The organism is Phytobacter ursingii (assembly GCF_001022135.1).
Lineage (GTDB): Bacteria > Pseudomonadota > Gammaproteobacteria > Enterobacterales > Enterobacteriaceae > Phytobacter > Phytobacter ursingii.
Genome location: NZ_CP011602.1, coordinates 3761162 through 3774140, shown reverse-complemented (window position 1 = coordinate 3774140; position 12979 = coordinate 3761162). Strand labels below are relative to the sequence as shown.

At 50.4% G+C, this 12979-nt stretch carries 12 protein-coding genes; 7 read left to right on the top strand and 5 right to left on the bottom strand.

Annotation, left to right across the window (positions count from 1 at the left end; all coding sequences use genetic code 11):
• Positions 1–376: 376 nt before the first annotated feature.
• The 5 genes from leuD to leuL form a co-directional block, all read right to left on the bottom strand.
• Positions 377–982 (bottom strand): 3-isopropylmalate dehydratase small subunit, encoded by a 606-nt coding sequence (leuD, locus tag AB182_RS21330; RefSeq protein ID WP_047371838.1) that lies wholly within the window; start codon positions 980–982, stop codon positions 377–379.
• 12 nt (positions 983–994) lie between these two features.
• Complete coding sequence (gene leuC, locus AB182_RS21325) at positions 995–2392, bottom strand: 3-isopropylmalate dehydratase large subunit (protein ID WP_047371837.1); 1398 nt, start codon at positions 2390–2392, stop codon at positions 995–997.
• A gap of 2 nt (positions 2393–2394) precedes the next feature.
• Positions 2395–3486 (bottom strand): 3-isopropylmalate dehydrogenase, encoded by a 1092-nt coding sequence (leuB, locus tag AB182_RS21320; protein ID WP_047371836.1) that lies wholly within the window; start codon positions 3484–3486, stop codon positions 2395–2397.
• Positions 3486–5057: a 2-isopropylmalate synthase gene (gene leuA, locus AB182_RS21315; protein ID WP_047371835.1), complete on the bottom strand. Its 1572-nt coding sequence runs from the start codon at positions 5055–5057 to the stop codon at positions 3486–3488. The genes leuB and leuA overlap by 1 nt, the downstream gene beginning before the upstream one ends.
• A gap of 91 nt (positions 5058–5148) precedes the next feature.
• On the bottom strand, positions 5149–5235 hold the full coding sequence (gene leuL, locus AB182_RS33390; protein WP_103280481.1) for a leu operon leader peptide: 87 nt from the start codon (positions 5233–5235) through the stop codon (positions 5149–5151).
• A 635-nt stretch (positions 5236–5870) separates the two neighbouring features.
• On the opposite strand from leuL, the gene leuO reads away from it, so the two are divergent.
• The 7 genes from leuO to ftsL all read left to right on the top strand — a co-directional run bounded on the left by leuO (position 5871) and on the right by ftsL (position 12979).
• Entirely contained in the window at positions 5871–6815 is a 945-nt protein-coding gene (leuO, locus tag AB182_RS21310; RefSeq protein WP_047371834.1) for a transcriptional regulator LeuO, read from the top strand.
• Between the two features lie 386 nt (positions 6816–7201).
• Positions 7202–8926 (top strand): acetolactate synthase 3 large subunit, encoded by a 1725-nt coding sequence (ilvI, locus tag AB182_RS21305; RefSeq protein ID WP_047371833.1) that lies wholly within the window; start codon positions 7202–7204, stop codon positions 8924–8926.
• A 2-nt stretch (positions 8927–8928) separates the two neighbouring features.
• A complete protein-coding gene (gene ilvN / locus AB182_RS21300; protein WP_047371832.1) occupies positions 8929–9420 on the top strand; it encodes an acetolactate synthase small subunit in 492 nt (163 codons plus the stop codon).
• Between the two features lie 182 nt (positions 9421–9602).
• Entirely contained in the window at positions 9603–10607 is a 1005-nt protein-coding gene (cra, locus tag AB182_RS21295; RefSeq protein WP_047371831.1) for a catabolite repressor/activator, read from the top strand.
• A gap of 607 nt (positions 10608–11214) precedes the next feature.
• Positions 11215–11673: a division/cell wall cluster transcriptional repressor MraZ gene (mraZ, locus tag AB182_RS21290; protein WP_047371830.1), complete on the top strand. Its 459-nt coding sequence runs from the start codon at positions 11215–11217 to the stop codon at positions 11671–11673.
• A 2-nt stretch (positions 11674–11675) separates the two neighbouring features.
• Positions 11676–12617, top strand: coding sequence for a 16S rRNA (cytosine(1402)-N(4))-methyltransferase RsmH (rsmH, locus tag AB182_RS21285; protein WP_047373397.1), 942 nt, complete (start codon positions 11676–11678; stop codon positions 12615–12617).
• Positions 12614–12979: a cell division protein FtsL gene (gene ftsL / locus AB182_RS21280; RefSeq protein WP_039078360.1), complete on the top strand. Its 366-nt coding sequence runs from the start codon at positions 12614–12616 to the stop codon at positions 12977–12979. The genes rsmH and ftsL overlap by 4 nt, the downstream gene beginning before the upstream one ends.

Below are 12979 nucleotides of genomic sequence, written 5' to 3'. Positions count from 1 at the left end.
GGAGGCCGACATGCGGAGGCCCTGATATATCCAAAGTTAAAATGTTTCTGTGGGAAAGATAACGAGCGAAGGAGGGGAAAAATAATGCTTTTTTTTGCATGAAACCATAGGGTCTTTCTATGCAATTAACCGTTTTTTCACATGCTTGTATTCTTATATTAAATACTTGAACTGTATTTTTACTTGTGTTGCCTGGTTTATACAAAAAAAGAGCGGAATTGCACAGAATAAGAGCATTATGACGGGTCATTAATTTTTATATTTTCAAATATCCTTAAATATTGGCGAGGTGATTATCGAAATTTGTGATCTGCGTATCATTGAAAAACGTAAAATGCCCGGCCAAAAGACCGGGCACGAGTGACCGCAGACGCGTTTAATTCATAAACGCGGGCTGTTTTTCCTCGTAGCTGGAGATGGCATCTTCATGCTGCAGGGTCAGACCAATACTGTCGAGACCGTTCAGCATGCAGTGGCGGCGGAATGCGTCGATGACAAACGGGTAGGATTTATCCCCGGCTTTCACCACCTGCGCTTCCAGGTCCACCTCAAACGAGATACCCGGATTGGCCTGGACCAGTGTAAACAGCTCATCCACTTCTTCGTCGCTCAGCTTCACAGGCAGCAGCTGGTTATTGAAGCTGTTGCCGTAGAAGATATCCGCGAAGCTTGGGGCGATAACGGTTCTAAAGCCGTAGTCGGTCAATGCCCAGGGCGCATGCTCACGCGATGAACCGCAACCGAAGTTTTCGCGCGCCAGCAGAATCGAGGCTCCTTTATACTCCGGAAAGTTCAGAACGAAGTCCGGGTTTGGTACTTCGCCTTTATCATCCAGGAAACGCCAGTCATTAAACAGATGCGCACCAAAGCCAGTACGCGTGACCTTCTGCAAAAATTGCTTTGGAATAATGGCGTCCGTATCGACGTTGGCGGCATCCAGTGGGACAACCAGGCCGGTATGCTGTGTATATTTCTCTGCCATGATTATCTCCTCTTACAAGCTGCGAATATCAGCGAAATGACCGGTGACCGCAGCAGCGGCTGCCATTGCAGGGCTGACCAGATGGGTACGACCGCCACGGCCCTGACGACCTTCAAAGTTACGGTTGCTGGTGGATGCGCAACGCTCGCCCGGATTCAGGCGGTCATTATTCATGGCCAGGCACATAGAACAGCCCGGTAAACGCCACTCGAAACCGGCTTCAATAAAGATCTTGTCCAGCCCTTCGGCTTCAGCCTGGGCTTTCACCGGGCCAGAGCCTGGAACCACCAGCGCCTGTACGCCTGGCGCGACTTTGCGCCCTTTGGCAATTTCTGCGGCGGCGCGTAAATCTTCAATGCGTGAGTTGGTACAGGAGCCGATGAAGACTTTATCAATAGCAACGGAGGTCAGAGGCACACCCGGTTGCAGGCCCATATAGGCCAGCGCTTTTTCTGCGGAGGCTCGCTCAACCGGATCGCTAAAAGAAGCCGGGTCCGGAATGTTGTCATTAACGGAGATCACCTGACCCGGGTTGGTTCCCCAGGTGACCTGCGGGGCAATCTCTTCGGCCTGCAGTGTCACAACCGTATCGAAAGTTGCATCTTCATCGGTTTTCAGCGTCTTCCAGTATTCTACTGCGTCGTCATAGTCTTTGCCTTTCGGCGCATGCAGACGGCCTTTCACGTAGTTAAACGTGGTTTCATCCGGTGCGACCAGACCCGCTTTGGCGCCCATTTCGATAGCCATGTTGCACAGGGTCATACGGCCTTCCATGCTCAGCGCCGCAATAGCCTCGCCACAGAATTCAACCACATGCCCGGTACCGCCTGCGCTGCCGGTTTTACCAATAATCGCCAGCACGATGTCTTTCGCGGTGATGCCTGCCGGCGCTTTGCCTTTGACTTCAATCTTCATCGTTTTGGCGCGGCCCTGTTTCAGGGTTTGCGTCGCCAGCACGTGCTCAACTTCGGAGGTACCTATACCAAAGGCCAGTGCGCCAAATGCACCGTGGGTGGCGGTGTGGGAGTCACCGCAGACGATGGTCATGCCCGGCAGGGTGACACCTTGTTCCGGTCCCATCACGTGCACGATGCCCTGATAAGGGTGGTTCAGGTCATACAACTCAACGCCGAACTCTTTGCAGTTCTTGATCAGTTCCTGCATCTGAATGCGCGCCATCTCGCCGGAGGCATTGATGTCTTTGGTCTGCGTGGAGACGTTATGATCCATGGTCGCGAAGGTCTTGCCCGGCTGACGTACCGGACGGTTGTGCGCGCGCAGACCGTCAAATGCCTGCGGCGAAGTCACTTCATGCACCAGATGACGATCAATGTATAACAATGGGGTTTCGTTTGGCGCTTCGTACACGACGTGCGCATCAAACAATTTTTCGTACAACGTCTTAGCCATGATTACACCCCTTCTGCGATATAACGGGCGATGATGTCACCCATCTCATCGGTACTAACAGCTGCGGCGCCACGGGCTAAATCACCGGTACGCACACCTTCTTCTAATGCGCGGTTAATAGCGCTTTCAATGGCGGTTGCCGCGTCATCGGCATCCAGGCTGTAACGCAACAGCAATGCGAGAGACAGGATTTGGGCTATCGGGTTGGCAATATTTTTGCCCGCGATATCCGGCGCGGAGCCGCCAGCCGGTTCGTACAGACCAAAACCTTGTTCATTCAGGCTGGCAGACGGCAGCATACCCATGGAGCCTGTGATCATCGCACACTCATCAGAGAGGATATCGCCGAACAGGTTGGAGCACAGCAGCACGTCAAACTGGGACGGATCTTTAATCAGCTGCATGGTGGCGTTGTCGATATACATATGCGCCAGCTCAACGTCCGGGTATTCCTGTGCCACTTCGTTGACGATTTCACGCCACAGCAGGGAGGTCTGCAGGACGTTGGCTTTATCAATGGAGTGCACTTTTTTACGGCGTTTACGTGCTGATTCAAATGCGATACGCGCGATACGTTCAATCTCAAAACGGTGATACACCTCGGTATCAAACGCTTTTTCATGCTGACCGCTGCCTTCACGACCTTTTGGCTGACCGAAGTAGATACCGCCCGTCAGCTCACGTACGCAGAGAATGTCAAAGCCGTTAGCGGAAATATCAGCGCGCAACGGGCAGAACTCTTCCAGCCCCTGGTACAGCTTCGCCGGCCGCAGGTTGCTGAATAATTTAAAATGCTTACGCAGCGGCAGCAGAGCACCACGCTCCGGCTGTTGTGCTGGCGGCAAGTTTTCCCATTTGGGGCCGCCTACGGAACCAAACAAAATAGCGTCTGCCTGCTCGCAACCTTCCACGGTTGCTTGCGGCAGCGGGTTGCCATGACGATCGATTGCGATGCCGCCTACATCATAGTGGCTGGTAGTGATTCGCATATCGAAACGGCGACGAACGGCGTCCAGTACTTTTAAAGCCTGGGCCATGACTTCCGGGCCAATGCCGTCGCCCGGCAACACGGCAATATGGTAGTTCTTCGACATCACACGGTTTCCTTGTTGTTTTCTTTATTTTGAGCTTTGCGTTGCAATTCTTTTTCGACTTCTGCGGCGCGCCAGATGTTGTTCAGGACGTGCACCATTGCTTTGGCGGAAGATTCTACGATATCTGTTGCCAGACCCACGCCATGGAAACGGCGACCGTTGTAATTGACGACAATATCCACCTGACCCAGCGCGTCTTTGCCCTGACCTTTAGCATTGAGATCATATTTAACCAGCTCAATGTCATAACCGGTGATGCGATTAATCGCTTGATAAACGGCGTCTACCGGGCCGTTGCCGTTGGCGGCTTCTGCTTTCGTTTCTTCGCCACAGGCCAATTTCACTGAGGCGGTAGCGATATCGCTGGAACCGGACTGCACGCTAAAGTAATCCAGACGGAAATGCTCTGGTTCTTCCTGCTGCTTATTAATGAACGCCAGCGCTTCCAGATCGTAATCGAAGACCTGGCCTTTTTTGTCCGCCAGTTTCAGGAACGCGTCGTACAGATGGTCCATGTTGTAGTCGGTATCTTTGTAGCCCATCTCTTCCATACGATGTTTCACCGCCGCACGGCCAGAACGGGAGGTCAGGTTCAACTGCACCTGATTCAGGCCAATGGATTCCGGGGTCATAATTTCGTAATTTTCACGGTTTTTCAGCACGCCATCCTGATGGATACCAGAAGAGTGAGCAAAGGCGCCGGTGCCGACAATCGCTTTATTCGCCGGGATTGGCATGTTGCAAATCTGGCTCACCGTCTGGCTGGTACGCCAGATTTCATGGTGATTAATGCCGGTATGCACATTCATGATGTCTTTACGCACTTTAATAGCCATGATGACTTCTTCCAGCGAGCAGTTTCCTGCGCGTTCGCCGATACCATTCATCGCCCCTTCAACCTGACGCGCGCCGGCATGGACGGCAGCAATCGCGTTACCGACGGCCAGACCTAAATCATCGTGGGTATGGACGGAGATAATGGCTTTATCAATGTTCGGCACTCGTTCGTATAAGCCGCTAATAATACTGGCGAACTCGAAAGGCATGGTGTAGCCAACGGTGTCCGGGATATTAATGGTTTTCGCACCCGCGTTGATGGCGGCTTCAACCACACGCGCCAGGTCTGCGATCGGAGTACGGCCTGCGTCTTCACAAGAGAATTCAACGTCGTCGGTGTAATTACGGGCGCGCTTAATCATATAGATGGCACGCTCGATTACTTCATCCAGCGTACTGCGCAATTTGGTGGCGATATGCATCGGTGACGTGGCGATAAAGGTATGGATGCGAAACGCCTCGGCGACTTTCAGCGATTCGGCCGCCACATCAATATCTTTCTCTACACAGCGTGCCAGCGCGCAGACGCGGCTGTTTTTAACCTGACGCGCGATAGTTTGTACGGATTCGAAATCGCCCGGAGAGGAGACCGGAAAACCGACTTCCATGACGTCAACGCCCATACGTTCCAGCGCCAGGGCGATCTGCAGCTTCTCTTTCACACTCAGGCTTGCCTGTAACGCTTGTTCACCATCACGTAAGGTTGTATCAAAAATAACGACTTGCTGGCTCATGGTTTGGTCCTTATCTCTCTTCGGTCGCCTTGCTACGAGCATAAAAAAACCCGCGCCAAGGCGCGGGTTCTTAGTGTTAACTGGAGGATGATTAACGCTGAGCGTCGTCCACCGGTCTACCGCGCACATGGGATGCGTTTAGTAGTAGTAGACCGAGGAAGCGAACATTGCGAATCATGACCATGCTCCAGATGAATGTGATTAACTGCGATATGCCTTTAGTGGTACTGGATTCAGAAATCAAAGTCAACACTTAGCCCCGTAAAAGCGCATGAAAACGGATTTGGTACCGTGTTTTTCTTTAGTTAATCGTGCTGTAATTCGATGAAAAATCAAAATAAGGTATTAGTGCTATTTCATACTTAACGTTGTTTGTACCTTTGATGAACAATTCTTTGCAGTTGGTTATATTTACACACTTTTAAGACCAGCTTTCTATCTCAATGATTAATCATGATTAATTTATTGGGGTTATCGTTTTTCTTAATCAAAATGGAGGAATGAAAAATTTAAGTTAAATTATTTTGTTTGCAATGGTGAAATATTTCTGCCGCAGAGCATTTATTGCTTAGTGAAGTTGTATTGTACATTCATTCTAATTATGTTTTGATCCCGGTACGCCGTTTTATTTAAGCGGGAATACTTGATTTAATGTCTCTGTTTGCGAATGCAATTAGCAGTCATTGAAATATCTTTATACATTCCTATTTTTTGGAATTCCTCTTTTCCTTATCTCATATGCGTGATAAATCATATTTCTTTAGATTATTGCTGCCGGGATAAATGGAATTTTGCATGATACTGGAGAAGGACATGTCAGAAGAGAATATTGAAAATGCTCATATTAATGAGATAACGAAACCGCAACTTCGCAAAGTTGATCTTAATTTGTTAACTATTTTCGATGCGGTAATGCAGGAACAAAATATTACGCGAGCAGCCCATACATTGGGGATGTCACAACCGGCGGTGAGCAACGCCCTGGCCAGACTTAAGGTTATGTTTAATGACGAACTGTTTGTACGCTATGGTCGCGGGATACAGCCTACGGCGCGTGCCTTCCAGCTTTTTGGTTCGGTCCGACAGGCGCTACAACTCGTGCAAAATGAACTACCAGGGTCGGGTTTTGAACCCGTGACCAGCGAGCGCATTTTTAATCTCTGCGTTTGTAGTCCGCTCGATAACCTTCTCACCTCTGTCATCTACAATCGCGTGAATGAGGTTGCGCCGAATATCAATCTGGCCTTTAAATCATCATTAAATAAAAATACCGAGCACCAGCTTCGTTACCAGGAAATAGAATTTGTCATTGGTTACGATGAATTTCGCCGACCAGAATTCGCATGCGTACCGTTGTTTAAAGACGAGATGGTCCTGGTAGCCAGTAAAAAACATCCACGTATTAACGGGCCACTTCGGGAAAGTGATATTTATTGTGAACAGCATGCTGTGGTTTCACTGGACCGTTATGCATCGTTTAGCCAGCCATGGTATGACACGACAGATAAACAAACCTGTGTCGCTTATCAGGGAATGGCATTGACGAGTGTGCTTAATGTCGTTTCTCAAACTCAGCTTGTGGCCATTGCCCCTCGTTGGTTAGCAGAAGAGTTCGCGGGGAAATTAGACCTCCAGATTTTACCGTTACCATTAAAACTGAATAGCCGTACCTGTTACCTTTCATGGCATGAAGCGGCGGGGCGGGATAAAGGCCACCAATGGATGGAAGAATTACTGGTCTCAGTTTGTCGCCATTAAAAAAGCAGTCCATGCGCTGAGTGTGCCGATAGCGGATTTCTTCTGTTTGTACATATTGATGCGAAATTTTATGCTGAGATATTTCTCTGACGCATCAAATCGCGCCGTAAAAATGCATGAATTACTGAGCAGGAAGTGATTCGAATGACGAATTGTCATCGTCTTTGCTTATTACAGACAAATTCACTAAATCCCGCTTGTTAACCTTATTTTTTCTCTTTTGGGACGGGATGCGGTGAATCGTTTGCTAATTGCCTGCCAGATTTTCAGCGGTTATGGTAACTGCCATTCATAATCAGAATACAGGGACTTCCTGTACTGAACAGAGCGACAAGACGGAAATGCGTTCTGTCGTCAGTCGCCAAACCCAAGCCTGGAGGCAAACCATGGAGATGTTGTCTGGAGCCGAGATGGTCGTCCGATCGCTTATCGATCAGGGCGTGAAGCAAGTATTCGGTTATCCTGGGGGCGCGGTCCTCGATATTTACGATGCGCTACATACGGTCGGTGGAATCGATCACGTCCTGGTACGCCATGAACAGGCAGCGGTGCATATGGCTGATGGTCTGGCAAGGGCGACGGGAGAAGTCGGCGTTGTGCTTGTCACTTCCGGGCCGGGAGCCACGAATGCTATCACCGGGATTGCAACAGCCTATATGGACTCGATTCCGCTGGTCGTTCTTTCCGGTCAGGTGGCAACTTCCCTCATCGGTTATGACGCTTTCCAGGAGTGCGACATGGTGGGGATATCCCGCCCGGTGGTAAAACATAGTTTCCTGGTTAAGCAGACCGAAGACATTCCCGGCGTGCTGAAAAAAGCGTTCTGGCTTGCTTCCACTGGTCGTCCTGGTCCTGTCGTCGTCGATTTACCAAAAGATATTCTCAATCCGGCTAATAAGCTGCCTTACGTATGGCCGGATTCAGTCAGTATGCGTTCCTATAACCCGACAACACACGGGCATAAAGGGCAAATCAAACGCGCTTTGCAGACGCTTGTGGCGGCTAAACACCCCGTTGTCTATGTCGGCGGTGGCGCGATCACATCCGCCTGCGAACCGCAACTGAGCGCGCTGGCAGAAAAATTGAATCTCCCTGTTGTCTCGTCGCTCATGGGGCTGGGGGCGTTTCCGGCATCGCATCGTCAGGCGTTAGGTATGTTGGGTATGCATGGTACTTACGAAGCCAACATGACCATGCATCACTCGGATGTGATCTTTGCCGTTGGAGTGCGCTTTGATGATCGCACAACCAATAATCTGGCGAAGTACTGCCCAAATGCGACCGTGCTGCATATTGATATTGATCCCACGTCGATTTCGAAAACTGTGCAGGCCGATGTGCCCATTGTTGGGGATGCCCGGCTGGTGCTCGAACAGATGCTGGAGTTGTTGGGACAAGAAGAGTTTCAACAGCCTTTAGACGACATTCGCGACTGGTGGTTGCAGATTGAGCAATGGCGTGCCCGTCAATGCCTGAAATACGATACGCAAAGCGAGAAGATCAAACCGCAGGCGGTAATCGAAACGATCTGGCGCTTAACCAAAGGCGATGCCTATGTCACCTCGGATGTCGGCCAGCATCAGATGTTTGCGGCACTCTATTACCGCTTTGATAAACCGCGTCGCTGGATAAACTCCGGCGGGCTGGGCACGATGGGCTTTGGTCTGCCAGCTGCGCTGGGTGTGAAAATGGCACTCCCGGATGAAACGGTTATCTGCGTTACGGGCGACGGCAGTATCCAGATGAATATTCAGGAGCTGTCTACCGCGATGCAATATGAGCTTCCGGTACTGGTACTGAACCTGAACAACCGATATTTGGGTATGGTGAAGCAGTGGCAGGATATGATTTATTCGGGTCGCCATTCGCAATCGTATATGCAGTCGTTACCTGTCTTTGCGCGTGTCGCTGAAGCTTATGGTCATGTTGGGATCACTATTACCCGTCCGGACGAACTGGAAGCGAAGCTGAGTGAGGCGCTTGAGCAGGTGAAGAATAACCGCCTGGTCTTTGTCGATGTGACCGTCGACGGGAGTGAACATGTTTATCCGATGCAGATCCGTGGCGGTGGCATGGATGAAATGTGGTTGAGCAAAACGGAGAGAACCTGATTATGCGCCGGATATTATCTGTATTATTGGAAAATGAATCGGGCGCGTTATCGCGCGTGATCGGCCTTTTTGCCCAGCGTGGCTATAACATTGAAAGTCTGACGGTGGCACCGACAGATGATCCTACACTTTCGCGAATGACGATTCAGACGGTCGGTGACGCCAAAGTGCTGGAGCAAATTGAAAAGCAACTGCACAAGCTGGTTGATGTGTTACGTGTAAATGAGCTTGGGCAGGGTGCCTATGTTGAGCGCGAGATCATGCTGGTGAAAGTCCAGGCCAGCGGTTATGGTCGTGAAGAGGTCAAACGCAACGCGGAGATCTTCCGCGGGCAGATCATTGATGTCACGCCTTCTATTTATACGGTTCAGCTCGCAGGCACCAGTGATAAGCTTGATGCTTTTCTGGCGACCATTCGTGATGTGGCTAAAATCGTTGAGGTGGCGCGGTCTGGCGTGGTCGGTTTATCGCGCGGCGACAAAATCATGCGTTAAGTGTTACGCGTACGTCATTTTCCTGGCCTGGCGTTATCCGCTGGGCTTTTTTTTTGCGAAATCCGCCGGAAGCGAACACAAAAGCTGTTGCCGCAGTGTCTATTCTGCGCTTAGATGTTATGGAATTTAACCTATATCCCTAAAAAGGTTATGGAGTATCTTTTATTTTTTGAGGGGCAATTGTGAAACTGGATGAAATCGCCCGGCTAGCCGGCGTCTCACGTACCACGGCAAGCTATGTCATTAATGGAAAGGCAAAGCAATATCGTGTCAGCGACAAAACCGTCGAGAAAGTTATGGCGGTCGTACGTGAGCATAATTACCACCCGAATGCGGTGGCGGCTGGGTTGCGAGCGGGACGTACTCGCTCCATTGGGCTGGTTATTCCTGATTTGGAGAACACCAGTTATACGCGTATTGCAAATTATCTGGAGCGGCAGGCGCGTCAACGCGGTTATCAACTGCTTATCGCCTGCTCGGAAGATCAGCCAGATAACGAAATGCGCTGTATCGAACATCTGCTGCAGCGCCAGGTGGATGCCATTATCGTTTCAACATCGTTGCCGCCGGAGCATCCTTTCTATCAGCGTTGGGCCAATGATGCCTTTCCTATAGTTGCACTTGACCGCGCTCTGGATCGTGAACACTTCACCAGCGTTGTCGGCGCCGATCAGGATGACTCGGAAATGCTGGCGGCGGAATTACGCAAATTCCCGGCAGAAAAAGTACTCTACCTGGGTGCGCTGCCTGAACTTTCTGTTAGCTTCCTGCGCGAGCAGGGTTTCCGTACTGCCTGGAGGGACGATCCGCGTGAAGTGGATTATCTCTATGCAAATAGTTATGAGCGCGAAGCTGCTGCGCAGTTATTTGAAAAATGGCTGGAAACGCACACCATGCCGCAGGCGCTTTTCACTACCTCTTTTGCGCTATTACAAGGCGTGCTGGATGTTACGTTGCGCCGCGATGGTAAGTTACCGTCTGACCTGGCCATTGCTACTTTTGGTGATCATGAGTTGCTGGACTTCCTGCAGTGCCCGGTCCTGGCGGTGGCGCAGCGTCATCGGGATGTTGCTGAACGCGTGCTGGAGATTGTGCTTGCCAGTCTGGACGAGCCGCGTAAACCTAAGGCGGGTTTGAGCCGCATTCGTCGTAACCTCTACCGTCGTGGCGTATTAAGCCGCGTGTAGTGATCAAATAAAGGCAGTAATCGCTGCCTTTTTGTTGCGAATGAAAGGCGATAATTAATTTTATTGCCAATTCAGATAAATCCTTATTTTTAAGGCTGTTAATTTAATTAATTTGCCTTATTTCACTCAGGACACATTTTAAAGTAATTAAGACGTAACTGAACGTGTCTCCCGTATTACTTTGTTACATCTCCCGGCGTAATCGTTGAAATAACAACCACTTTTTGAATGCGGACTTTATGTCTGCGGCTTTTCTTAGAGTTCCCCCGCCGCGCAGGCGGCATCTGGCACTGTTATCTGGCTGCAATATGTCTTAAAATGCCGCCCGCGTCGCAAACTGACACTTTATATTTCGCGCGCATAAAATAAGTGGTTTTTAACGCCCCAATGCATATTCAGTTTTTTTCTTACAAATATTCATGACGTTAATTTGCCTCATTAGTTGAGCGGTATTTCACCAAAGTGGAATGTAACCGCGAATAAGGGATCTTTTATTCTGGTTAGCCTTTGCACTGGCTTGACAAGCTTTTCCTCCGCTCCGTAAACTCCTTTGGTGGGGATTTGTGGGATAAAGTGGTGAAATAGGTCACTCAGGGGTGGGGCTGGTATGTTCCGTGGAGCTACATTAGTCAATCTCGACAGCAAAGGCCGATTAGCCGTGCCGACCCGTTATCGGGATTTGCTGCTGGAGAAAGCTTCCGGTCAAATGGTTTGTACCATTGACATCCGTCACACCTGCCTGCTGCTTTACCCCTTACCCGAATGGGAAATTATTGAGCAAAAATTGTCGCGTCTGTCGAGCATGGATCCACAAGAGCGCCGGGTACAACGTCTCTTGCTGGGGCATGCCAGCGAATGTCAGATGGATAACGCAGGGCGCTTATTAATCGCGCCCGTTTTACGGCAACATGCCGGGCTGACGAAAGAAGTGATGCTGGTCGGACAGTTCAATAAATTCGAGCTGTGGGACGAAACGACCTGGTATCAACAGGTCAAGGAAGATATCGACGCTGAGCAAGCGGGCACTGAAATACTTTCAGACCGATTGCAGGATTTGTCTCTGTAATGATGATGGAAAATTTTAAACACACAACGGTGCTACTGGATGAGGCCGTTAATGGCCTGAACATTCGTCCGGATGGCATTTACATTGATGGCACTTTTGGCCGCGGTGGTCACTCACGCCTGATCCTCTCCCATCTGGGTGTGGAAGGACGTCTGCTGGCTATTGATCGGGATCCGGAAGCGATTGCCGTCGCAAAAACGATTGATGATCCCCGCTTTTCCATCGTGCATGGTCCTTTTTCCGCGTTGGCTGAGTATGTCAGCGAGCGTGGTCTCACCGGTAAGATCGACGGAATTCTGCTCGATCTTGGGGTTTCTTCTCCGCAACTTGATGATGCTGAGCGCGGTTTTTCTTTTATGCGTGACGGTCCGCTTGATATGCGTATGGATCCGACGCGCGGTCAGTCTGCTGCTGAGTGGTTACGAACGGCCGATGAAGCCGATATCGCCTGGGTAATAAAAACCTTTGGTGAAGAGCGCTTTGGTAAACGCATCGCGCGTGCCATCGTCGAACGTAACCGTGAAGAACCGATGACCCGCACCAAAGAGCTGGCTGCGGTGGTGGCTGCAGCGACACCGGTGAAAGATAAATTCAAACATCCTGCGACCCGTACCTTCCAGGCGGTTCGTATCTGGGTAAACAGTGAACTGGAGGAAATAGAGCTGGCGCTAAAAAGCTCGATCGACGTCCTGGCCCCGGGAGGGCGGCTCTCGATCATCAGTTTTCACTCGCTGGAAGACCGCATTGTAAAACGTTTTATGCGTGAGCAAAGCCGCGGTCCACAAGTTCCGGCAGGATTACCGATGACGGAAGAGCAACTCAGGAAACTGGGTGGCCGTCAGTTACGAGCACTAGGCAAGTTGATGCCGGGCGAAGAAGAAGTGGCTGAGAATCCACGTGCCCGTAGTTCAGTTCTGCGTATTGCAGAGAGGACGAACGCATGATCGGCAGAGTGTCAGAGACCCTTAGCAAAGTTAAAGTGTCGTTAGGAAGCAACGAGCGCCATGCCTTGCCTGGCGTGATCGGCGACGACCTTTTGCGATTTGGGAAACTGCCACTCTGCTTGTTCATTTGCATCATTATGACGGCGGTGACGGTTGTCACTACCTCGCATCATACCCGTTTGTTGACGGCTCAGCGTGAACAACTCGTGCTGGAACGCGATGCGCTGGATATTGAATGGCGCAACTTGATCCTTGAAGAGAATGCGCTCGGCGATCATAGCCGGGTTGAGCGGATCGCGACCGAGAAGCTGCAAATGCAGCATGTCGATCCGTCCCAGGAAAACATTGTTGTACAGAAATAA

Bases quoted from the DNA above. Each gene is read 5' to 3' on its own strand.
- leuD (WP_047371838.1), bottom strand. From the start codon at position 982: ATGGCAGAGAAATATACACAGCATACCGGCCTGGTTGTCCCACTGGAT.
- leuC (WP_047371837.1), bottom strand. From the start codon at position 2,392: ATGGCTAAGACGTTGTACGAAAAATTGTTTGATGCGCACGTCGTGTAC.
- leuB (WP_047371836.1), bottom strand. From the start codon at position 3,486: ATGTCGAAGAACTACCATATTGCCGTGTTGCCGGGCGACGGCATTGGC.
- leuA (WP_047371835.1), bottom strand. From the start codon at position 5,057: ATGAGCCAGCAAGTCGTTATTTTTGATACAACCTTACGTGATGGTGAA.
- leuL (WP_103280481.1), bottom strand. From the start codon at position 5,235: ATGATTCGCAATGTTCGCTTCCTCGGTCTACTACTACTAAACGCATCC.
- leuO (WP_047371834.1), top strand. From the start codon at position 5,871: ATGTCAGAAGAGAATATTGAAAATGCTCATATTAATGAGATAACGAAA.
- ilvI (WP_047371833.1), top strand. From the start codon at position 7,202: ATGGAGATGTTGTCTGGAGCCGAGATGGTCGTCCGATCGCTTATCGAT.
- ilvN (WP_047371832.1), top strand. From the start codon at position 8,929: ATGCGCCGGATATTATCTGTATTATTGGAAAATGAATCGGGCGCGTTA.
- mraZ (WP_047371830.1), top strand. From the start codon at position 11,215: ATGTTCCGTGGAGCTACATTAGTCAATCTCGACAGCAAAGGCCGATTA.
- rsmH (WP_047373397.1), top strand. From the start codon at position 11,676: ATGATGGAAAATTTTAAACACACAACGGTGCTACTGGATGAGGCCGTT.
- ftsL (WP_039078360.1), top strand. From the start codon at position 12,614: ATGATCGGCAGAGTGTCAGAGACCCTTAGCAAAGTTAAAGTGTCGTTA.